At 46.0% G+C, this 21,598-nt stretch carries 16 protein-coding genes; 11 read left to right on the top strand and 5 right to left on the bottom strand.

Translation table 11 applies throughout. The annotated features are described in order from the left end of the window. Nucleotides 1-413: 413 nt before the first annotated feature. Both ACO0K1_RS04935 and ACO0K1_RS04930 read left to right on the top strand, forming a co-directional pair. Nucleotides 414-2,555, top strand: a complete 2,142-nt coding sequence (locus ACO0K1_RS04935; RefSeq protein WP_423023283.1) for a UvrD-helicase domain-containing protein — start codon at nt 414-416, stop codon at nt 2,553-2,555. 243 nt (nt 2,556-2,798) lie between these two features. Beyond that, nucleotides 2,799-3,986, top strand: coding sequence for a cystathionine beta-lyase (locus tag ACO0K1_RS04930; RefSeq protein ID WP_423023281.1), 1,188 nt, complete (start codon nt 2,799-2,801; stop codon nt 3,984-3,986). Between the two features lie 113 nt (nt 3,987-4,099). Here ACO0K1_RS04930 and ACO0K1_RS04925 read toward each other — a convergent pair whose 3' ends face one another. From ACO0K1_RS04925 to ACO0K1_RS04905, 5 genes are all read right to left on the bottom strand, one after another. Further along, nucleotides 4,100-4,864 (bottom strand): substrate-binding periplasmic protein, encoded by a 765-nt coding sequence (locus ACO0K1_RS04925; protein WP_423023279.1) that lies wholly within the window; start codon nt 4,862-4,864, stop codon nt 4,100-4,102. Nucleotides 4,865-5,122: 258 nt separating this feature from the next. Further along, nucleotides 5,123-7,858, bottom strand: a complete 2,736-nt coding sequence (gene acnA, locus ACO0K1_RS04920) for an aconitate hydratase AcnA (protein WP_423023277.1) — start codon at nt 7,856-7,858, stop codon at nt 5,123-5,125. 126 nt (nt 7,859-7,984) lie between these two features. Continuing rightward, the gene (locus ACO0K1_RS04915; protein WP_423023275.1) at nt 7,985-8,488 is read right to left on the bottom strand and encodes a hypothetical protein; all 504 of its coding nucleotides are present in this window, start codon (nt 8,486-8,488) and stop codon (nt 7,985-7,987) included. Further along, the gene (locus ACO0K1_RS04910; RefSeq protein ID WP_423023273.1) at nt 8,485-9,471 is read right to left on the bottom strand and encodes an HpcH/HpaI aldolase/citrate lyase family protein; all 987 of its coding nucleotides are present in this window, start codon (nt 9,469-9,471) and stop codon (nt 8,485-8,487) included. The genes ACO0K1_RS04915 and ACO0K1_RS04910 overlap by 4 nt, the downstream gene beginning before the upstream one ends. 69 nt (nt 9,472-9,540) lie before the next feature. Next, nucleotides 9,541-10,530: a malate dehydrogenase gene (locus ACO0K1_RS04905; RefSeq protein ID WP_423023271.1), complete on the bottom strand. Its 990-nt coding sequence runs from the start codon at nt 10,528-10,530 to the stop codon at nt 9,541-9,543. Between the two features lie 371 nt (nt 10,531-10,901). On the opposite strand from ACO0K1_RS04905, the gene ACO0K1_RS04900 reads away from it, so the two are divergent. The 9 genes from ACO0K1_RS04900 to odhB all read left to right on the top strand — a co-directional run bounded on the left by ACO0K1_RS04900 (nt 10,902) and on the right by odhB (nt 21,593). Further along, nucleotides 10,902-11,705 (top strand): GntR family transcriptional regulator, encoded by an 804-nt coding sequence (locus ACO0K1_RS04900; protein ID WP_423023269.1) that lies wholly within the window; start codon nt 10,902-10,904, stop codon nt 11,703-11,705. 301 nt (nt 11,706-12,006) lie between these two features. Next, a complete protein-coding gene (gene sdhC, locus ACO0K1_RS04895) occupies nt 12,007-12,414 on the top strand; it encodes a succinate dehydrogenase, cytochrome b556 subunit (RefSeq protein WP_423023267.1) in 408 nt (135 codons plus the stop codon). Then, nucleotides 12,415-12,783 carry a succinate dehydrogenase, hydrophobic membrane anchor protein gene (gene sdhD / locus ACO0K1_RS04890; RefSeq protein WP_423023265.1) on the top strand — a complete coding sequence of 123 codons (369 nt, stop codon included), beginning with the start codon at nt 12,415-12,417 and terminating at the stop codon, nt 12,781-12,783. 2 nt (nt 12,784-12,785) lie between these two features. Beyond that, a complete protein-coding gene (gene sdhA / locus ACO0K1_RS04885; protein ID WP_423023263.1) occupies nt 12,786-14,561 on the top strand; it encodes a succinate dehydrogenase flavoprotein subunit in 1,776 nt (591 codons plus the stop codon). A 77-nt stretch (nt 14,562-14,638) separates the two neighbouring features. After that, nucleotides 14,639-15,349 carry a succinate dehydrogenase iron-sulfur subunit gene (locus tag ACO0K1_RS04880; RefSeq protein ID WP_423023261.1) on the top strand — a complete coding sequence of 237 codons (711 nt, stop codon included), beginning with the start codon at nt 14,639-14,641 and terminating at the stop codon, nt 15,347-15,349. A gap of 104 nt (nt 15,350-15,453) precedes the next feature. Continuing rightward, nucleotides 15,454-15,735 (top strand): succinate dehydrogenase assembly factor 2, encoded by a 282-nt coding sequence (locus ACO0K1_RS04875; protein ID WP_423023259.1) that lies wholly within the window; start codon nt 15,454-15,456, stop codon nt 15,733-15,735. A 62-nt stretch (nt 15,736-15,797) separates the two neighbouring features. Beyond that, on the top strand, nt 15,798-17,102 hold the full coding sequence (gene gltA, locus ACO0K1_RS04870; RefSeq protein ID WP_423023257.1) for a citrate synthase: 1,305 nt from the start codon (nt 15,798-15,800) through the stop codon (nt 17,100-17,102). 322 nt (nt 17,103-17,424) lie between these two features. Next, nucleotides 17,425-20,280: a 2-oxoglutarate dehydrogenase E1 component gene (locus ACO0K1_RS04865; RefSeq protein ID WP_423023255.1), complete on the top strand. Its 2,856-nt coding sequence runs from the start codon at nt 17,425-17,427 to the stop codon at nt 20,278-20,280. Nucleotides 20,281-20,342: 62 nt separating this feature from the next. Then, on the top strand, nt 20,343-21,593 hold the full coding sequence (odhB, locus tag ACO0K1_RS04860; protein ID WP_423023253.1) for a 2-oxoglutarate dehydrogenase complex dihydrolipoyllysine-residue succinyltransferase: 1,251 nt from the start codon (nt 20,343-20,345) through the stop codon (nt 21,591-21,593). The last annotated feature ends 5 nt before the right edge of the window (nt 21,594-21,598 follow it).

Genomic DNA, 21,598 nt, shown 5'->3' with positions numbered 1-21,598 from the left:
TTGCTGGTGTCAAGCAGCATTAAGGATGAAGCAAACTATTTAAAATTATTCACGCATTGGCGTTGCTTTGGCGTGAACAAAAATTCGGTATCGTGTACTGTAAAGTACTAACTTGACTTGTTGATGACATATACACGCAGTTAAGGCGCGGCAAATTTTGCGCGACAAAGCTAATCATGCTTTTAAATAAGGTTTGCCGGTGTTTTTTGCACTGCGAAAGCTTTGCTGCGGGAGCCAGCAAGATGCCCAAATTGTAGGTGGTATCAATGCTGGGCAGGATTATAGCTGAATAACCATGGTTATTTTTCAAAACGAAGGCTGCAAGGTATTTTTCATATTTTTCATATATATCGTTTCCTTTCCTTTGGTGAGGTAGACTTGCAGCTCTTTTTCTTCCGAATTACTGGGATTCCATGATTGAAAACACTGTTAATTCTATTTCTAGATTCTTTCCTAAGAAGATAGTCAGAAATCAGGAGCAGATCAACATTCAGGTAGCGAAAAACCGCGTGGTTTTAATTCAGGCCAACGCTGGTGCAGCAAAAACAACAACATTAGCATTACGGATTGGCGAGGCCTTAGCAAATAATGTCCAGCCGGAAAAAATTCTGGCATTAACTTTTACAGATGCAGCCCGTGAAGTAATGCGAATTCGGCTGATTGATTTAGGTATTAATTATAAAATTGTTAATGAAATTCAGTTATTGACCTTTGAGGAATTTGCAAAAAACATTCTGTTTCGTATAGAAGGGGAGGACGTAAAGCAAGTACTGCATTCACGTTCCCTTAAAGGGGTTGCATTGCAAGCCCTGAATTATGTTTCTGAGCAATACGGTCAAAAATTCGATTTTTTGCAAATTGAAACTCATCATCTTGCAATCGCTCAATTTTTAGAGTCGTTGTTGAGACTTAAAGCGATGATGGTACTCGATCCCTATTTTGATGTAGATGAAATAGAGAATGTCTATGAGCGATGGGGCGTCACTGCAACACAATATCTAACTTCAGTTGAATATGAAAGGATACGTCGCGGTAAAAGAGATGCGCCTGCTTTTCGGGCGCAATTCGATGCAACCTACGATCTTGCGCAGTATTTGCTCGAATATCCTGGTATTGAGCAGTACATACCTGATTACCGTTTGGTTATTTGCGATGAACTTCATGATCTTAATGAGGCCGCATTTACTATTCTGAGCAAGCTTATTTCCGCGGACAGAAAGTGTTTTTTTGTTGGCGCTGGCGACGAACATCAAGTAATTCATGCAACGCTAGGCGCTAGCCGCGTTTTTCTGGAAAACCGTTTTAAAGCTGCTTTTCCAACGCTTAAGCACTACCCCCTGACCATCACATACAGGCACGGACCACATCTTGCCTACGCAATGCGTGAATTCGCTGATAAGGATATTGAGTCCTTCGTTTCCAGACATACTGAAATTTCTGTAATCACCTACGCCGAAGCAGAAAATTCCGAGACACAGTGTTTGCTTCAGTGCCTTAAGCAATGGGTGAATGACGGAAATTCGCTTGAGCACTGCGCAATTTTAATGCGCGATCGAGATCAGTCTATACATATCGAAAATACACTCAGAGCTGCAAGCATTGATTATAAGACGCCCGCAATGGCAAGCTATTTGCAGTGGGACGAGGTGTTATTTTTGCGCGGCATAATGGCGATTGTGCTCAATGATTTGTCATCAATAAAAAGCTATGAAGTACGAAGTGGCGTGCTTGACGCTTTAGCCGTCTTTGGAGATCTTCATATTCCTCCTGCTGATTTAGAGAGCGCAAAATATACTGTTGCCAAAAATCCAGAGCTTATATTTGATTTTTACAATAAGTACATCCGCGATTCGCAGTTGCCGCATGTCAAAGTGATGGTCAGCACGGTTGCTTATTTGCAGGAGCTAGGATCTGAAACGAATGCGGCAGAAGCCTTATTATGCGTAGTTGAACGATTGAATTTACGTGCCGTTGCAAGGCGTGTTTTTATGCGCCCTCATGATGCAGCCGTGGTCGAAAAGTCGATCGATGGCGTCATTAAAGTTGCACAGATCAGTGGATTTACTATCAGGGACTTTTCAGTCATGTTGAATGAGGCGGAGACTTTTGCCACACGCAAGCGCGAGAAAAATTATGTCACGCTCGATACCGTGGAAAATGTCAAAGGCCGGGAATTTGAACATGTGATTATTCCCAAGATGGAGCGCAATGTTTTCCCTCATCCATTTGCTGACCCCCAAGATGAACGACATTTATTCTACGTTGGCGCAACCCGTACCAAAGCTCGATTGAGCTTATTGGTACCCAGCGACATGTCTAAGCGCAGTCATTTCATTGCAGCGATGCAGCTCGATGGGTTCAAAAAAGAAGCCAATAAAGCGGTAGCGAGAAACGCAGCAATCAAAATGAGTTCAGATCCAGTTCGTCAGTATTTGAAAGTTCCATTTCATGAAAAGGATGTTGCAAAGAAATTGGGAGCGAAGTTTGATATGGCAAGGAAAGCCTGGTATGTCGAAGGTGGCTTAGATATTCGATTATTTTCCGCGTGGTTATAACTCTTACCTCACCGAAATTGGATGATTTCTTGTCGATTTTGCGACGGTGCCGCCAACATATGTCATGCTATTCATAGGAAAGGTTGAGTAAATTGCTCTTTGGTGTCAACGTATTAGTCACTTAGTCACTTAGTCACTTCTTAAGCTGTCACAAGAATATTGCTTAACAGTATGGTAAATAGCCAATCAGGCAATTTAATAATTTAAATATTAGGTAATTAATTCAATCGTGCAATGGGGGAAATGATGGGAATTGAAGTTCAAAAGCCAAAGGGCATCAATACACAATTGGTCCACAACGACTATGAGGCACCTGCCGGGTTCGCCGCGTTCCCGGTAGCGATTCATCATGCATCGACCGTATTGTTTGAAAATGTGAAAGCGATGCGCGCCCGGAGCTGGTTGGAGAAATCGTCTTATACCTACGGATTGCATGGAACGCCAACCAGTTTTACCTTGGAAGCGCACCTCGCCCACATTGAGGGCGGCGATCATTGTTTATTGGTCCCAAGTGGGCTTGCAGCGATTACCTTAATTGACCTCGCATTGCTGCAAAGTGGCGACGATGTATTGATTCCTGATAATGTCTATAACCCAAATCGGGAGTTGGCAAATTGGTTAAGTAGTAATTTTGGTATCAGTGCCCGATATTATGATCCGCTTATTGGTGACGGAATCGCGGCGTTAATTCAGGCAAACACGAAGTTGATTTGGACGGAAGCACCTGGCTCAGTGTCAATGGAAGTGCCGGATATTCCCGCGATTTGTAAAGCTGCACATGATAGGGGTGTGTTGGTGGCATTGGATAATACCTGGTCCGGTGGCGTTGCCTTTCAACCATTTGACCACGGGGTCGATATCTCAATGCAAGCATTGACTAAGTACCAAAGTGGAGGTTCAGACGTATTGATGGGTGCCGTTATCACCAATGACGCAGCGTTGTATGCGCGATTGCAATTGACGCATATGCGGCTTGGCTTTGGCGTAGGGATGGATGATGTTTATTTGGTCTTGCGCAATTTGCCAACGCTGAAGTTACGCTTTGATGCACACGACAAGACCGCAAGACAGGTAGCGGAATGGCTCCAAAAGCGCCCCGAAATTTCACGGGTTTTACATCCAGCGTTATCAGAATGTCCAGGTCACGATATCTGGAAACGTGATTTCAATGGTGCAGGCGGATTGTTTTCGGTTTTATTTGACGCCAAATACTCTGAAGAGCAGACGGATCGCTTCGTCGACTCGTTAGAGTTATTTAAGATTGGTTTCAGCTGGGGTGGTGCACATAGCTTATGCGTCCCCTACAGAATTGAAAAAATGCGCGAAAGTTGGACTGAGTCCGGTATTTTGGTGCGTTTTAATATCGGTCTGGAAGATGCTGAAGATCTCATCGCGGATATTGAGTCAGCATTGCAAAGCATGCACGAGTAATGATGATGCATTAATTTTAGTTCGATGTAAGCAAAGTTATCTCTAAGTCCGGGTCATGTATTTCGTGAAATACAAACCACTCCCGGACTTAGGAGTTCCAATGATCCTATCTTCTATTTTATGCCGTGATGCTCGAGAATGCGCTTAAGGCCACCACTGCGTTGTAATTGTTTAAGTTCTAAGTTGATTTTTTCAACAATATCCCGAGCTTTAGGATTTGTTTTGCTCACGCCAAATTGTAGTGGATAAGGCTCAGTGCCAGGGAGCGCCTGGATGCGATATTTGGCATTATTAATGGGTAATAACTCTAATTCAGAAAGTCCGAGAAACACTTCACGCATATCAACAACGATATCGCAGTAATCCTTGTCTATTTTTTTAATCAAGCTGGAGTAACTTGTCGCGCCACTCTCAATATTTTCCGGCGGTAGTTGTGTGTAAATCGTTGAGGCGCCGTGTAATGCGCAGATTTTGTAATTCTCTAGTGCCGCAAGGGTTTTGATTGGCGGTGATTTGAATCGCCTGGTCGAGTATAAATATGACGGCGTCAGGCTCATATACGACATAGAAAAAAGGAACTCTTTTTCTCTTTCGGGCGTTTTGAACAGTGACATAACAATATCGACATTCAATTGTGATTTCGCTTGATACAAACAGCGTGCCCAAGGCAATAAACGGACGTTAATTTTTTCGGCGAAGATACTTCGCAATATGTCGGCTGAAATCCCTTTTACTGGCTGATCGTCGCTACTACGATATGACATTGGTGGCCAGTTGTTATCACCACCACAAGCAAGCAAATCACTTGCTTGTACGAGTCTGACCTGGACGACAAGTAATAACAGGGCAATACGGAAAATAGTATGCTTGGACAGCATTCAACACGTCCTTGATTTAAAGGGGAAATTTATATCTCCATAGACGCAGTGTAGTCAGATTATTCGGGTTTGTACAAAATTTTATAAATGTATTGTTCCTCTAATTATCGAAACCACAAAAATGGTAGGGAATATGGCAATTTTAAAAAAATGGGCTAAATAAAAAGGGGAAATGAACGAAGCCATTTCCCCTTTTCTTTACACAGCAGCTAAGGGCTGATGCGTTAACTTAGGACTAATTAACCGAAAAATCTTCGATTAAGCAGACAACAGTTGACGTAAAACGAATGGCAGGATACCGCCATGCTTGTAGTAATCAACTTCGATTGGTGTATCGATGCGCAACAGTACTTTTACTTCTTGTGTTTCACCGTTTGCACGGTGAATTACCAAAGTAACGTCTTGTTGTGGTTTGATTTCATTTTCGATACCTTTCAGGTCGAAAGACTCGTTACCAGTGATACCTAAAGAGTCAACGCTGTCTGTGCCGATGAATTGCAGTGGCAACACGCCCATGCCAACCAGGTTGGAACGGTGGATGCGCTCGAAGGACTTAGCGATGACTGCTTTAACGCCCAACAATTGTGTACCTTTAGCAGCCCAATCACGTGAAGAGCCTGTACCATATTCTTCGCCACCGAAGATCATGGTTGGTGTGCCTTCAGCAACGTATTTCATCGCTGCGTCGTAGATTGCCATTTGTTCGCCAGTTGGTTGGAACAATGTTTCACCGCCTTCAACACGGGAACCATCTTCCTTCGCTGGGATCATCAGGTTTTTGATACGAACGTTCGCGAAAGTACCGCGCATCATGATTTCGTGGTTACCACGACGTGAGCCGTAGGAGTTGAAATCTGCTTTCAAAACGCCGTTTTCTTTCAACCATTTACCTGCTGGGCTGGATTCTTTGATTGAACCAGCTGGAGAAATATGGTCAGTTGTGATGGAGTCACCGAACACACCCAATGCGCGTGCGCCAGTGATGCCGGTCGCCGCTGCTTTTGGCTCCATTGTGAAGTCAGCAAAGAATGGTGGTTCAGCAATGTAAGTAGATGTTGGCCAGTTGTAGACTTCGCCTTCCGCTACGCCTTTGATGTTTTCCCACAATTTGCCTGGTGCACCTTTAACGTCAGCGTAGTTGTCTTTGAACGTTTTGGAGTTCATCGCGAACTTCATCAGTTTTTGGATTTCTGCGCTGGTTGGCCAGATGTCGCCCAGGAAAATGTCTTTGCCTTTAACGCGACCAACTGGTTCTGTCATCAGATCTTTAGTCATGTTGCCAGCGATAGCATAAGCAACGACCAATGGAGGAGAAGCCAGGAAGTTAGAGCGAATGTTCGGGTGAATACGTGCTTCAAAGTTACGGTTACCAGACAAGACGGCAGATGCCACGATGTCGTTTGCAACAATTGCTTCGTTCATTGCGGGAGTCAAGTCACCAGCATTACCGATACAAGTGGTGCAACCGTAGGCTGTTACACCGAAGCCGAGTTTTTCCAGGTATGGCAACAGGCCAGCTGCTTCCAGGTACTTAGTCACAACGCGTGAGCCAGGTGCCAGGGAAGTTTTGATGTGTGGTGCTACTTTCAGACCAGCTTCAACCGCTTTTTTCGCCAGCAAACCGGCAGCCAGCAATACGCTAGGGTTGGAAGTGTTGGTGCAAGAAGTAATTGCAGCGATTAATACGTCGCCATTTTTAACTTTAACGTTGTCACTGTTGACGTAGACCGCTTCCAGATCTTCAACTTTTTTGTTGAAGCCGTTTTCGGAGGTTGGTTTGGAGAACAGATCAGCAAAAGTTGATTTAACGTGACCGATTTCGATACGATCTTGTGGACGCTTAGGACCAGCCAAAGAAGGCACAACGGAAGACAGATCCAGAGAGATTTCTGTGGTGTAGTCGATGTCGCCTTTTTTCGGAATACCGAACATTTTTTGGGCTTTGAAGTAGCCTTCGAATGCGTCGATTTCTGCTTTAGTACGGCCAGTGCCTTTGAAGTAGTCGATAGTTGCTTCGTCAACTGGGAAGAAGCCCATTGTCGCGCCGTATTCTGGCGCCATGTTCGCGATCGTTGCACGATCTGTCAGGGACAGGGAACGTGTACCTTCGCCGAAGAATTCAACAAATTTACCAACCACTTTTGCTTTACGCAGCAATTCAGTGATGGTCAGAACCAGATCCGTTGCTGTACAGCCTTCACGCAGCGCGCCAGTCAGGTTAACACCAACGACGTCAGGTGTCAGGAAGTAAACAGGTTGTCCTAACATGCCAGCTTCAGCTTCGATACCGCCAACACCCCAGCCTACAACGCCGATACCGTTAATCATTGTTGTGTGGGAATCGGTACCTACCAGTGTGTCTGGATAGTAAACGTCATTCTTCTTCGCATCTTTTACTTTGTGTACGCCACGTGCCAGGTATTCCAGATTGACCTGGTGAACGATACCAAAACCTGGAGGAACAACGCCGAACGTGTCGAATGCTTGCATGCCCCATTTCATGAACTGGTAACGCTCGTTATTGCGTTCAAATTCCAGTTTCATGTTCAGATCGAGCGCTTTCTTTTCACGGAAATGATCGATTTGTACCGAATGGTCAACAACCAGATCAACCGGAACCAATGGCTCGATGTTTTTTGGGTTTTTGCCCTGCTTGGCAGCAACGTTACGCATTGCAGCCAAATCTGCCAGCAAAGGAACGCCTGTGAAATCTTGTAAGACAACGCGTGATACAACGAATGGGATTTCGTCAGTACGGGTTGCAGTTGCACCCCAATTAGCCAATTGTTTAACGTGCTCAGCAGTTACTTTTTTGCCGTCGCAGTTACGCAAAACGGATTCAAGTACTACGCGAATCGACACTGGCAGGCGAGATACTTTAACGCCCAGATTTTTTTCCAAAGCTGGCAAAGAAAAAAATTTACCTTTTTTGGTTTCTGAAATTTTAAAGTCTTTCAGGGTTTTGAATGCATCTTGATACGCATTTTGGCTCATGGCTGTTCCTTATTTACAAAAATCAATGATCAAAAACATGCTTGTTGCTTCTTCATTTTGAGCAGTACTCCAACATACCATCTTGTGCGGCCGGTAAGTGGCGTAAGCTACTTCGCTCAGTGGTACTTATTTTGTTACCGCGCTAGCTTCGACAGGTGTTGCAACTTGGTTTTCTGCGGCTGTTGCGTCTGCCATCATTGGAACTGTGCTAGTGCATTCATTGGCCAATTGCTGACCCTTACGTGAATCCAGCAGTAAACCTTTTGCAGGAATACCAATCCAGATAAACCCGGCTTTAGGATTTTCAAACCGATAGGCGCCAGTGGTGGTCGGCACGCGATGCATGAGGTATAAATGCTTTTTCCAACGCATGGCGATATGTTCAATATTGTCCCCATGGGTGTACATGGTGAGAGAATTCCCAAGTTCGCACGTATAGTCGTAATTTTTATCTTCGCGGACGTCTGGCTCGGCTTCATCAGCATCCTTGGATTCTTCAGGTATTGCTTTCTTTGCTTTGCTTGACGCCTTTGCCTTGATTGGTGCATTTTCTGCTTGGACGGCGCATGGTGACAGGGCAAAACTGCCCGCTATCATCAGGCCTGCGATGCGGGATAAAAGTTGGTTCATTCAAGGTCTCCTTCAAGTAAAACGTATGCCGTCTCCGGCAGCTTAATGGCGCTTAATTTTGCGCGTTTTAAGATCGTCCAGAAATAACGGTAGCTGGCACGATCATGTAATTTGCCAGCATATTGTATCGGAGCCCAATGGTTTTTTTGAGCGCTTAGTAAAATATCTGCAGCCTCACAAATTTCGTCGTGCTGTGGTGCCATTACACGAACGATGGAAGAAATCTGATTTGGGTGAATACTCCACATTCTGGTGTAGGCAAATTCAGATTTCGCTCGTAGCGCATCGTTGCTTACAACAGATAAATCTTGAATTTCCGTCGTAACGCTGTGCGAGGGTACTTTGCCAAATCGGTGACATGCTGCGGCAATTTCTAGCTTTGCTTTGGCAATCAATGGATGATCAAACTGCCCCGGTGAACGCATCGCCGATGATGGGATGGCGCCAAAATGAGAGGATACGAAATCCATGATACCAAATGAGAGGCATTCAACTTGAGGAAGCGCCGCAATGGACATCACATTTGCAAGTGCTTCGTGTGTTTCAATTAAAACGTGAACAGGTAATCTACTTCTGCCTGCAGAAGAAGCATAGTGATTAATTTGTTCAATTGCTTTTTCTACCTGGTCGGCAGAGTCGACCTTTGGCAAAACTATATAGGCAAGTTTCTTAGCGGTAGCCGGTATGATGATCGATAAATCCTGATCAAAAGCATCATGTTGGATATCATGTACACGCACGCCGATGCGATTGTGATGATTTTGGTCGCTGTTGAGTAATTCGCTCACCAACCTGGCATGATTTACTTCATTGCCGGTCGCGGCGCCATCTTCACAGTCAAAAGTAATATCAAATACTGGCCCAAGCTCTTGTTGCAGTGCCATTGACTTGCGCATTAATTTTTCCGAGCCCGCATAGTGATCGCAAACCGGTAAGAATGCCGGTGTTAACTGATCCTGAAATAAGGCGCGGGATGGATGCATCAGTCTTTAAAAATTGCAGTGAAGGAGGGCGGTTTGGAAGATGTCCATTCCGCCCTGACCTTATGTCGATTAGCCTACCAAGTGTTTAACGCCATCACGCTCTTCTTGCAATTCTTTGAGAGTGATGTTGATACGTTCACGTGAAAATTCATCGATTTCCAAACCTTGAACAATCGTGTATTCGCCGTTTTCTGTTGTCACAGGGAAGCCGAACATTGTGCCTTCTGGGATGCCATAAGAGCCATCCGATGGAATACCCATCGTTGTCCACTTGCCATTTGTGCCGAGAACCCAGTCACGCACATGATCAATTGCTGCATTCGCTGCAGAAGCGGCTGATGACAAGCCACGTGCTTCAATGATCGCTGCACCGCGTTTGCCGACGGTTGGCAAGAATACGTCTTTGTTCCAGACTTGATCATTGATCAGATCTTTTACCGCTGCGCCGTCAGCTGTCGCAAAACGATAGTCAGCGTACATTGTAGGAGAGTGGTTACCCCAGACACACAGTTTTTCGATTGCGGAAACTGGTTTGCCAATTTTTGCAGAAACTTGTGACAACGCACGATTGTGATCCAAGCGCAGCATCGCAGTAAAGTTCTTAGCTGGCAGAGATGGTGCTGATTTCATCGCGATGTATGCGTTCGTGTTGGCTGGATTGCCAACGACCAAAACTTTAACATTGCGTGATGCAACTGCATCTAATGCTTTACCTTGTACAGTGAAAATCTGTGCGTTGGCTTCGAGCAGGTCTTTACGTTCCATGCCTGGGCCGCGAGGACGCGCGCCAACCAACAAAGCCACATCGATATCTTTAAATGCTGTCATTGGATCGCTGTGTGCAGTCATGCCAGCCAGCAATGGGAATGCGCAATCATCGATTTCCATCATGACGCCTTTGAGCGCTTTTTGCGCTTTTTCGTCAGGGATTTCAAGCAATTGCAAAATTACTGGTTGATCTTTGCCAAGCATGTCGCCATTAGCAATGCGGAACAACAGTGAATAACCGATTTGGCCAGCGGCGCCAGTTACAGCTACGCGCATAGGGGATTTCGCCATGATGCATCTCCGAGGTGAGGTAAAAAACGATGTTCAAACTTTGCTGAGCGAGGAACGCCCCAGCTTGTAAATATTTAATGATACCGCCTAACGCAATACTCGTCAGCCAAATTCGCGGTGAATTTTTGCTTAAATTTCCCGATAATTTGCGTTGAGTAGCGTTTTCAACTTTACATTGCTCAAGTTCGCACTATATTGCTGAAGTAGGTTAATGAGATCGCAATCACAAACCCAACGTGCTTTTCATAATTTTTCGGAAGTTTAGGTGTTGTGGTGCTATGTGTCAATGACTATCTTATGTCTTATATAAGACATATTACTTAGCTTTAGTTGTAGACGGCACGGGTGTTTTTGTGGTGAAATTGCGAACTATGACTTCAAATACGCCAAATGCAAACATTTCACCTACGAACTTAACGAGTTCCGGTTCCGGCGTTGCCGCATCTGCGGCAAGTTTGTCCCCGACGTTTAGTCCTTTATATCAGCAGATAAAATCGTTGATCACGCAAAGTTTGCAATCTGGCGAATGGAAGCCTGGCGAGTTAATTCCTAGCGAAATTGAATTGGCTGCACGTTTTAAAGTGAGTCAAGGCACGGTGCGCAAGGCGATTGATGAGCTTTCAGCGGAAAACTTGGTTGTGCGGCGTCAGGGGAAGGGGACTTTTGTCGCAACCCACCATGAGGCACGTTCACAATTTCGCTTTTTGCGTCTGGCACCGGACGAAGGCGTGCCACATTATCCTGAAAATAAAATTATTGAGGTTCGCCGCTTACGTGCACCCGCTGAAGTGGCACGGTTGCTTGAGATTAAATCAGGTGATTCGGTAGTTTTTATTCGTCGGGTGCAATCATTTTCCGGTGTTCCAACGATTTTGGATGATCTTTGGTTGCCGGGCGCGATTTTTAAGGGCCTCACTGCTGAGCGTCTGAATGAATACAAGGGGCCGATGTACGGCTTGTTTGAGTCCGAATTTGGTACGCACATGATTCGTGCGTCAGAGCAGATCAGGGCGTTGTGTGCGGATGAAGTTGTTTCTGAATTGCTGGCAATTCCTCTGGGTACGCCATTGTTAAATGTAGAGCGGGTATCGTTCACGTATGGAGATAAGCCAGTAGAGTTGAGGCGCGGACTCTATTTGACCTCTCACCATCATTATCGAAATGAGTTGAGTTGAGTTGAGTTGCGTCAAGTCGAATTGACGCCGTCGTCGCCATCGTTAATGCAGTCGAATTTGGCAGTTTGCGGTAGTCGTATTTGTGCATTAGCACATCGTTACGGCAAGTTTGTTTGTCGTGAGAATCAATTTTGATGGTTTTTGGTGCGGTTTTATATATTGACGCTCAGCACATAGTCAGTTTTGGTATTAAGATGACGGTATTCTGAATAAACAGGGTGAATTTTTGTTGGTGCATTGCACCAAAATGAGCGAAAATTGCATGATTTTGTGTACAGACTAGTTAATGGGGAGATTATTTATGTCTGAAGTAGTGAAAAACAGGCCACGCTATGGTGTGATGCGCCTGATTGATGCAACTGGGTACCGATTGCCGTTGGCTGGCTTCGTATCTATTTTGCACCGTATAAGCGGGATGTTGATGTTTTTGTTGTTGCCCTTCATTTTGTTTTTGCTGGACAAGAGCTTAACTTCAGAAGTTTCGTTTGCAGAATTGCAAGCGTTCACATCAGGTGTTTTTGTTAAGTTGGTGATTCTCGCATTGGTATGGGCGTTTTTGCATCATTTCTGCGCTGGTGTTCGCCATCTGTTTATGGATCTTCACTACGGTCTCGATAAGCATACCGCACGTAAATCTGCAGCCAGTGTTTTGACTGTCAGCCTCGCTTTGGCAGCGCTGGTAGCCTTGAAATTGTTTGGAGTATTTTAAATGGCAAATAACAATATTGGACCCAATCGCCTGGTCGTCGGCGCGCATTATGGGTTGCGTGACTGGTTGGCGCAGCGTGTAACTGCGATCGTAATGGCGATCTATACTGTTTTGTTGCTGGTGTTATTTTTAACTGGTAGTAATTTTAGTTATGTAGGTTGGGCTGGAATTTTTGCGCATCAATGGTTTAAATTGGCGACTTTTGCTGTTGTGGTTTGCCTGCTGTATCACGCTTGGGTTGGTATGCGTGACGTCTGGATGGATTATGTAACGCACAACGTATTTTTACGTTTGGTCTTTCAGGTTGCCACCATTTTGTGGCTGGTTGCTAGTGCGGGCTATGCCGCACAGATTTTGTGGAGAGTATAAAAGTGGCCGCAATTAAATCCACAATTCCTACCCGTCGTTTTGATGCGGTAATCGTCGGTGCAGGTGGTTCAGGTATGCGTGCTTCGCTGCAATTGGCTGAAGCTGGCTTGAACGTTGCTGTGCTTTCTAAAGTGTTTCCTACGCGCTCACATACAGTGGCTGCGCAAGGTGGTATTGGTGCTTCTTTGGGTAATATGTCTGAAGATAACTGGTACTGGCATATGTTTGACACAGTCAAGGGCTCGGATTACCTCGGTGATCAGGATGCCATTGAATTTATGTGTCGCGAAGCACCAAAAGTTGTTTATGAACTAGAACACTTTGGTATGCCATTTGACCGCAACGCTGACGGTACAATTTATCAACGCCCATTCGGTGGCCACACTGCTAACTTTGGTGAAAAACCAGTTCAGCGCGCTTGTGCTGCTGCCGATCGCACTGGTCATGCTCTGTTGCATACCCTGTATCAGCGTAACGTTCGTGCTCGCACACACTTTTTCGTTGAGTGGATGGCAATCGATTTGATTCGTGATGCCGAAGGCGACGTTTTGGGTGTGGTTGCTCTGGAAATGGAAACCGGCGAAGTGATGATGCTGGAAGCGAAGCAGACTATTTTCGCGACCGGCGGTGCTGGTCGTATCTGGGCAGCTTCCACAAATGCATTTATCAATACTGGTGACGGTATGGGTATGGCAGCGCGTGCTGGTTTGCCATTGGAAGATATGGAATTCTGGCAGTTTCACCCAACCGGCGTCGCTGGTGCTGGCGTGCTGATTACCGAAGGTGTGCGCGGTGAGGGTGGTATTCTGGTTAACAGTCAGGGTGAGCGTTTCATGGAGCGCTATGCGCCGACATTGAAAGATTTGGCACCTCGTGACTTCGTTTCCCGTTCTATGGATCAGGAAATTAAAGAAGGTCGTGGTTGTGGTCCGAATAAAGACCACGTTATGCTTGATCTTCGTCATATTGGTGCTGATACGATTCAAAAACGTTTGCCATCGATTCTGGAAATCGCGCACAAATTCGCTAACGTCGATGCAACGAAAGAACCAATTCCAGTCGTTCCAACAATTCACTACCAAATGGGTGGTATCCCGACCAATATCTATGGTCAGGTAGTTGCTCCTAAAAATGGCAGTAGTGAAGTTGTCAATGGCTTGTACGCGATCGGTGAGTGCGCTTGCGTTTCTGTCCATGGTGCAAACCGTTTGGGCACGAACTCGTTGCTCGATCTGTTGGTGTTTGGTCGTGCTGCTGGTAATCATATCGTTGCAAGTAATCTCAAAGCGCGTAGCAACAAAGATTTGCCTGCTGATGCAGCTGATTTGGCCTTGTCCCGTTTGTCCAAGCTGGAAAATAGCACTGGTTCTGAACGTGTTCAGGACGTTGCAAACGCAATTCGCAAGACTATGCAACACCACTGCGGCGTTTTCCGTACTGACGAATTGCTGCAAGAAGGCTATAAAGAAATCATGGTGCTCGACGAACGTCGCAAGCATGTTTCCTTCAAAGATAAATCCAAAGTATTCAACACAGCACGTGTAGAAGCACTGGAATTGGATAACTTGATCGAGACAGCTAAAGCAACGATTACTTCTGCTGCAGCGCGTAAAGAGTCTCGTGGTGCACATGCACACCGTGACTATGAAAAACGTGATGATGAAAACTGGATGAAGCACACCCTGTGGTATTCCGAAGGCAATCGACTTGATTACAAACCTGTCGTCACTAAACCGCTGACAGTTGAGACGTTCAAGCCTAAAGCTCGCACATTCTAAATTGAGAAGATGTACTGTCTGGCAAAGTCAGGCAGTCTATTTATCGTGCGCCCATAAGGGCTCACAAGGAAGATATCATGGCACGTACACTGAAATTTAAAATTTATCGATATGATCCGGACAAGGATGCAAAGCCTTACATGCAAGACTTGACGGTTGAGTTGCAAGACACAGACAAAATGTTGTTGGATGCATTGCAGCGCATTAAGTCTGACGTTGATGACTCGTTGGCGTTGCGTCGTTCTTGCCGTGAAGGCGTTTGTGGTTCAGACGCAATGAACATTAATGGTAAGAATGGTCTGGCTTGCACGACGAACTTAAACGAGTTAGTCGAGCCTATCGTTTTGCGCCCATTGCCGGGTTTGCCAGTTATTCGCGATCTGATCGTCGATATGACGCAATTCTTTAAGCAATACAACTCAATCAAGCCTTATTTGGTGAATGATTCCATTCCTCCGGAAAAAGAACGCTTGCAGTCACCAGCAGAACGTGAAGAGCTTGATGGCCTCTATGAGTGTATCTTGTGTGCATGCTGCTCGACATCATGCCCATCTTTCTGGTGGAATCCCGACAAGTTTGTGGGTCCTGCTGGTTTGTTGCAAGCGTATCGCTTTATTGCCGATTCCCGCGACGAGGCAACGAGTGCTCGTCTGGATAACCTGGAAGATCCGTACCGTTTGTTCCGCTGCCACACAATCATGAACTGTGTTGACGTTTGTCCAAAAGGTCTGAATCCGACCCGCGCAATTGGCAAAATCAAAGAGTTAATGGTTCGCCGCGCCGTTTAATTGACGAAGGAGGCGGCGCACAGTTGTGCCGCTTCTATTTCATGCAACTCTTGAGGCTATTTGAAGAGTTGCATGAAATAGAAAGCATTAAAAGAGAAATTAATATGTCTAAGCTTGTGGAAGATTCCCATCAAAGTGATCCGGTAAAGCGTGCTCGTTTGCGCTGGCGTGCCCGTCGTGGCTTGTTGGAAAATGATCTGATATTGACGCGGTTCCTGGATGAAAATGAAGAGAGTCTAAATGACGATGAAGTAGATGCTTTTAGTCGCCTGATGGAGTTGTCTGACAACGTCCTGATGGATTTGATTATGGCGAAGAAGGAGCCTCAGGATGAGGTTGATTTGCCTCATGTGCATGCTTTGCTTGCACGTCTGCGCGTAGCCTGACAATAAAAGTTTTTTTTGTGTTTTTTTGATTAACGACTCACCTCTTATCTGAAGGAAGAGCCATGACTAATTCTGAAACAAAAGCAACCCTGTCATTCTCCGATGGTTCACCATCGTTGGAGATGCCAATTTACAAAGGATCTATCGGTCCTGATGTAATTGATATTCGTAAGTTATACGGTGCGACTGGCAAGTTCACTTATGACCCGGGTTTTATGTCGACTGCGGCATGTAATTCTTCAATTACTTACATTGACGGCGATAAAGGCGAGTTGCTGTATCGTGGTTATCCTATCGAACAATTGGCTGTCAATGGCGGCGATTTCCTTGAAACATGCTATTTGCTGTTGAATGGTGAATTGCCAAATGCAGCACAAAAAGAAGAATTTGTTTCGACAGTGACTAAACACACGATGGTTCACGAACAGATGCAATTTTTCTTCCGTGGTTTCCGTCGTGACGCCCATCCGATGTCAGTGCTGGTTGGTACAGTAGGCGCGTTGTCGTCGTTCTACCACGATTCGCTGGACATCAACGATCCACATCACCGTGAAGTATCTGCGATTCGTTTGATCGCAAAGATGCCAACGTTGGTGGCGATGGCGTACAAGTATTCTATCGGTCAGCCTTTTGTGTATCCACGTAATGACTTGTCCTACAGCGCAAATTTCATGCATATGATGTTCTCGACGCCATGCGAAGAGTACAAAGTGAATGAAGTATTAGTGCGCGCGTTGGATCGCATTTTGATTTTGCACGCAGATCACGAGCAAAATGCATCTACATCGACCGTTCGTCTGGCTGGTTCTTCAGGCGCGAACCCATTCGCATGTATTGCTGCTGGTATCGCATGTCTCTGGGGACCTGCGCACGGTGGTGCGAATGAAGCAGCACTGAGCATGCTGGAAGAAATTGGTAGCGTAGACAACATTACTCACTTTATTTCTCAAGTTAAAGACAAAAACTCTGGCGTTAAGCTGATGGGTTTTGGTCATCGTGTGTACAAAAACTACGATCCACGCGCTAAATTGATGCGTGAAACTTGCTACGAAGTTCTGCAAGAACTGGGCCTGCAAGATGATCCATTGTTCAAATTGGCGATGGCGTTGGAGAAAATCGCTCTGGAAGACGAATACTTCGTTAGCCGTAAGTTGTATCCAAATGTCGATTTCTACTCAGGCATCGTGCAACGTGCATTAGGCATTCCAACAGCACTGTTCACTGGCATTTTTGCACTGGCACGGACGGTTGGCTGGATTGCTCAATGGAAAGAAATGATCTCTGACCCAGAACAAAAAATTGGCCGTCCACGTCAATTATTTGTTGGTGCAGCGAAACGTGATGTTGTTGCTATTGATAAGCGTTAAGAAAAAAATGCTGCCGATGGCATATTTATCCATATTTATGTGCGCAGTGCAGCATTGAAAAAGGGCGAGTCATGGCGACTCGCTTTTTTTTTCTGCGTTAAATATGCTATGCTTCGGCTCGAAAGTAAATTTTAGATGTGTTTTTCGTTTTAGATTCAAAAAGTATATTTGTTTTGAATGTGGATTTTGATTCTGAATCGAGAATAGTTTGAAACAAGCCCTTCCCCACAACTTGATGTGCAATCCGCTAACCGGTCAGGCCGTGTCGCGGAAGGTTAGATTAACCCGCTAATCTCGCGAAACGCGAAGAAAGGTGAGCAAGATGATGCAACAATATAACGCTAACTCGTACTTGTTCGGCGGCAATGCGCCGTACGTTGAAGAACTTTACGAAGCCTACCTCAATAATCCTGGTTCTGTACCTGAAAACTGGCGCGCCTATTTCGACGCGATGCAGCATGTTCCTGCAGTTGACGGTTCGTCTAAACCAGACGTCGCCCATGCTCCAGTGATTGCCTCTTTCGCTGAACGCGCTAAGCAAGGTCCGATCCGTACTGTAAGCGCCACTGCTGATGCTGAAATGGGACGCAAACGCGTTGCCGCTCAGCAATTGATCGCAGCATATCGCTTCTTGGGCAGTCATTGGGCCAATCTGGATCCATTGCAACGTCAGGAACGTCCAAATTTACCAGAGTTAGAGCCAAGCTTTTATGGCTTTACCGATGCTGATATGGATATTCAGTTCAATATCAGCAATACCTATTTTGGTAGCGAAACAGCTTCCCTGCGCGATTTGATTAATTCTTTGCGTGATACTTATTGTCGTTCGATCGGCGCTGAGTTCATGTACATCAGTGATCCGACAGAAAAGCGTTGGTTGCAACAAAAGCTCGAATCTATCCGTTCCACACCAAACTTTACTGCAGAAAAGAAAAAGCACATTCTTGACCGCTTGACAGCGGCAGAAGGCTTGGAGCGTTACTTGCATACACGTTATGTCGGTCAAAAGCGCTTCTCTTTGGAGGGTGGTGAAAGCTTTATCGCATCGATGGATGAAACCATCCAGCGCGCTGGTGAACGCGGCGTGCAAGAAATTGTTATTGGTATGGCGCATCGCGGCCGTCTGAATGTCCTGGTTAATACCTTGGGCAAAATGCCACAAGATTTGTTTGCTGAATTTGAAGGTAAACACGGTGACGATTTGCCAGCGGGTGACGTGAAGTACCACCAAGGCTTCTCTTCTGACGTGTCGACGCCTGGTGGACCAGTCCATTTGTCTCTGGCATTTAATCCATCCCATCTGGAAATCGTTAATCCAGTGGTTGAGGGATCTGTTAAAGCCCGTATGGATCGTCGTGGCGACAAAGAAGGCGCGCAAGTATTACCTATCCTCGTGCACGGTGATGCCGCTTTCGCGGGGCAGGGCGTGGTCATGGAAACACTGAATCTGGCACAGACGCGCGGCTACGGTACTGGCGGTACGATGCACATCGTGATTAACAACCAGATCGGTTTCACAACATCTGATCCGCGTGATTCACGTTCTACCTTGTATTGCTCCGACGTTGTAAAAATGATCGAAGCGCCTGTATTGCATGTGAATGCTGATGATCCGGAAGCAGTCGTTCTGGCAACTCAAATCGCTCTTGATTACCGTATGGAATTCAAGAAAGATGTTGTTGTTGACATTATTTGCTACCGTAAATTGGGTCACAACGAACAAGATACACCAGCACTGACGCAGCCACTGATGTACAAAAAAATCGGTCAACATCCAGGCACTCGTAAATTGTATGCAGATAAATTATCTGCACAAGGCACGATCCCAGCCGACGGCGGCGACGCGATGGTGAAAGAATTCCGTGACGCGATGGATGCTGGTAAGCATACGCACGATCCGGTGATTTCTAACTTCAAAAACAAATACGCTGTGGATTGGATTCCTTTCCTCAATCGTAAATGGACTGACGCTGCTGATACGGCTGTCCCAACGACAGAATTGAAGCGTTTGGCAGAGCGTATTACTACGGTTCCTGCAGGATTCAAGCCACATAGTCTGGTAGAAAAAGTATTGGGCGACCGCGCAACAATGGGTCGCGGCGAGATGAATCTGGATTGGGGTATGGGTGAACATCTTGCCTATGCATCTCTGGTGTCTTCTGGCTATCCAATTCGTCTGACTGGTCAAGATGCGGGTCGTGGTACTTTCGTTCACCGTCATGCAGTATTGCATGACCAAAATCGTGAACGCTGGGATTCAGGTACTTACATCCCACTGCAAAACATCTCGGACAACCAGGCACCATTCACAGTGATCGACTCTGTATTGTCGGAAGAAGCGGTATTGGGCTTTGAATACGGTTACTCGACGGCAGAACCAAATACACTGACAATCTGGGAAGCACAGTTCGGCGATTTCGCTAACGGCGCGCAAGTCGTGATCGATCAGTTCATTAGCTCCGGCGAAGTGAAGTGGGGTCGTGCTTCTGGTTTGGTGATGATGTTGCCACACGGTTACGAAGGCCAAGGTCCGGAGCATTCATCTGCTCGTCCAGAACGCTTTTTGCAACTGTGCGCTGACAACAACATGCAAGTGGTTCAGCCAACGACTGCAGCACAGATTTTCCATCTGTTGCGTCGTCAAATGATCCGTCAGTTCCGCAAGCCTTTGGTCATCATGACACCAAAATCCTTGCTGCGTAATAAAGATGCTGGTTCACCATTGTCGGAATTGTCGAAAGGCAGTTTCCATACTGTCATCGGTGAAGTGGATGAAAAAATCGATGCGAAGAAAGTCAAACGCGTCATCGCTTGCTCCGGTAAAGTTTATTACGATTTAGTGAATGCACGTAAAGAACGTGCTCAGGCTGATACTGCCATTATCCGTGTGGAACAGCTCTATCCATTCCCACACAAGAGCTTTGTGGCAGAACTGAAAAAGTTCCCTAATATGGTTGAATTGGTTTGGGCGCAAGATGAGCCGCAAAATCAGGGACCTTGGTTCCAGATCCAGCACAATATTTTTGAAAGTCTGGAAGAGGGTCAAAAATTGGCCTACGCAGGTCGTCCAGCAAGTGCATCGCCAGCTGTCGGTTATTACGACAAGCACTATGCGCAACAAAAAGCATTGTTGGAAACCGCATTTTCCAAGCTCAAAGGCTTTGTCCTCACTAAATAAATGAAGCGACGCTGCTGCAGATGTTGTGGCAGCGTTTGGCTACCCGAATCGGAGAGTAAAAAATGGCAATTATCGAAGTAAAAGTTCCTCAGTTATCTGAGTCTGTTGCAGAAGCAACTTTATTGACGTGGCATAAAAAGGTTGGTCAGGCAGTCACTCGTGACGAAAATCTGATCGATGTCGAGACGGATAAAGTGGTTTTGGAATTACCAGCACCTGATGCTGGTGTGGTCACACAAATCATTAAAGGCGACGGTAGCACGGTTGTTGCTGGCGAAATTATCGCTATCATCGATACAGACGCTTCTGCTGCCGCTAGCGCCACCCAGGCAGCTCCTGCTGCAGTTGCAGCTGCTCCTGCTTCTGTTGTAGCAGCTGATGCAAAGTCATCAGCAGGGATTGCTATGCCAGCCGCCGCAAAAATTCTGGCTGAAAACGGCTTGTCCGCAGGTCAGGTTGATGGTTCGGGCAAAGATGGCCGTGTTACAAAAGGTGACGCATTGGCAGCAGTAGCTGGGAAAGCAGCACCTGTTGTTGCGCCTTTGGCTGCTCCGGTGGCGACGAAGCCAGCATTGCAACAAGTTGCAGCGCCAACATTGGCAAGCCTTGGTGATCGTCCTGAAGAACGCGTTCCAATGAGCCGTTTGCGTGCACGTATTGCTGAGCGTTTAGTTCAGTCGCAGTCCACTAACGCAATTCTGACGACATTCAATGAAGTCAACATGGCGCCAGTGATGGATTTGCGCAATAAGTACAAAGATAAATTTGAAAAAGAGCACGGCGTTAAGCTCGGCTTCATGTCCTTCTTTGTTAAAGCGGCAGTTGCTGCGCTGAAAAAATACCCAATCGTGAATGCTTCCGTTGATGGTAATGATATCGTCTACCACGGTTACTTTGATATTGGTATTGCAGTTGGTTCACCACGTGGCCTGGTCGTTCCTATTTTGCGCAATGCTGACCAAATGTCGATCGCTGATATTGAAAAGAAAATCGGCGAATTTGGTGCGAAAGCGAAAGACGGTAAATTGACTCTGGACGATTTGTCAGGCGGTACATTCTCGATTTCGAATGGCGGTACTTTCGGTTCTATGTTGTCGACACCGATCATCAACCCACCACAATCTGCAATTTTGGGTGTGCATGCGACCAAAGATCGCGCTGTAGTTGAAAATGGTCAGATCGTCATCCGTCCAATGAACTACCTCGCCATGTCCTACGATCACCGTATCATTGATGGTCGTGAAGCAGTGTTGGCTCTGGTCGCAATGAAAGACGCGCTCGAAGATCCATCACGTCTGTTGTTAGATCTGTAATCATT

Origin of the sequence: Undibacterium sp. SXout20W, from assembly GCF_049340285.1 — a bacterium.
Lineage (GTDB): Bacteria > Pseudomonadota > Gammaproteobacteria > Burkholderiales > Burkholderiaceae_D > Undibacterium.
This window is presented reverse-complemented; position numbering and strand designations above follow the sequence as displayed.